Annotated in this window: 2 protein-coding genes; both read left to right on the plus strand. The window is 52.1% G+C overall.

Annotation, left to right across the window (positions count from 1 at the left end):
• Positions 1 to 206 precede the first annotated feature (206 nt).
• A complete protein-coding gene (locus QVP67_RS01920; RefSeq protein WP_022161873.1) occupies positions 207 to 638 on the plus strand; it encodes a Fur family transcriptional regulator in 432 nt (143 codons plus the stop codon).
• Positions 639 to 765: 127 nt separating this feature from the next.
• Positions 766 to 1612: GNAT family N-acetyltransferase (locus QVP67_RS01925; protein WP_288179797.1), on the plus strand; the 847-nt coding region annotated here is incomplete at its 3' end.

The raw sequence follows: 1612 nt of genomic DNA on the forward strand, positions 1-1612 counted from the left end.
AAGACCCGTTAGGATGACGAAGGGCGGGGCACACACCGTACGGAACCACAGAACTTCCACAGAATAATCAGAAACGTGGATGGACACACGGATGTACGCAGAAGAAACGTGAAATCTGCGAAAAACGGCGTCCATCCGCTTTTTTGTTTTGCCTGTTTGCTACGCAATCAGTACCTTTGCCCCTATATAACCAACCGGATGAGACAATGGAAGAAAAATCGGAGATATGCATATTGGAGAAGAAGGGAGTGAAGCCGACAGCCAACCGCATTCTGGTGTTGCGCGCTCTGCTTGCTGCTGCGCGACCGGTCTCGCTGCCCGAACTGGAAGAGGTATTGGAGAGGATGGACAAGTCGAGCATCTTCAGGGTGCTGGGGCTGTTTCTGGAGCATCGGGTAGTGCATACCATCGACGACGGCAGCGGTGCCCTGAAGTACGAACTGTGCGACGGCGAGACGGCCTGTTCCGTGGATGATATGCACATCCACTTCCATTGCGAGGCCTGCCGCCGGACCTATTGCTTCAAGACCCTGCACATCCCTTCGATCGTTCTGCCCGAAGGGTTCGTGATGCAATCAGTCAACTACGTGGTGAAAGGCCTCTGTCCCGACTGTGCCTCGAAACGGATGGATGAGTGAAATTCTACAAGAAAGACGTGAAGTTTTGGAAACAGGCAAGGTTCAACGTATGAAAATAAGCACTACCTTTGCGCCGCAATGACGGCAAGCAAGATTGTCCGTCTTCGATTAAAACAAGAAAACAACTATGGATTCTATCAAAATCAACAAAGTGCAGATACGCAATCTGCAAATCGAGGATTACGACCAATTGGCCCAATCATTCACACGTGTATATTCGGACGGAAGCGACGTCTTCTGGACACACAAGCAGATCGAGAAACTGATCCGCATCTTCCCCGAAGGGCAGATTGTGACGGTAGTGGACGAGAAAATCGTGGGGTGCGCCCTCTCTATCATCGTCAATTACGACGACGTGAAGAACGATCACACCTATGCTCAGGTGACGGGCAAAGAGACTTTCAACACGCACAATCCCAAGGGTAATATCCTGTATGGCATCGAAGTCTTCATCCATCCGCAATATCGCGGATTGCGTCTGGCACGCCGTATGTACGAATACCGCAAGGATCTTTGCGAGAAGCTGAACCTGAAAGCCATCATGTTCGGAGGCCGCATCCCCAACTACCACAAGTATGCCGACCAGATGCGCCCCAAGGAGTACATCGACAAGGTGCGCCAGAAAGAAATCTACGACCCGGTGCTCACCTTCCAGTTGTCGAACGACTTCCACGTACGCAAGGTGATGCGCAACTATTTGCCCAACGACGAGGAGTCGAAGCATTACGCCTGTCTGCTGCAATGGGATAACATCTACTATCAGCCACCCACGCAGGAATACATCAATCCGAAGACCACCGTCCGCGTGGGCTTAGTGCAATGGCAGATGCGTGCCTATAAGACGCTGGACGACCTGTTCGAGCAGGTAGAGTTCTTCGTCGATGCCGTGTCCGACTACAAGAGCGACTTCGTGCTGTTCCCCGAATACTTCAACGCCCCGCTGATGGCGAAGTTCAACGACGAGGGCGAGTCGG

The organism is Bacteroides sp. CAG:633 (genome assembly GCF_000435115.1).
Classification (GTDB): Bacteria; Bacteroidota; Bacteroidia; order Bacteroidales; family Bacteroidaceae; genus Bacteroides; species Bacteroides ndongoniae.

What these genes read in the sequence shown, in the direction of transcription:
- QVP67_RS01920 (WP_022161873.1), top strand. Translation starts at nt 207, where the DNA reads ATGGAAGAAAAATCGGAGATATGCATATTGGAGAAGAAGGGAGTGAAG.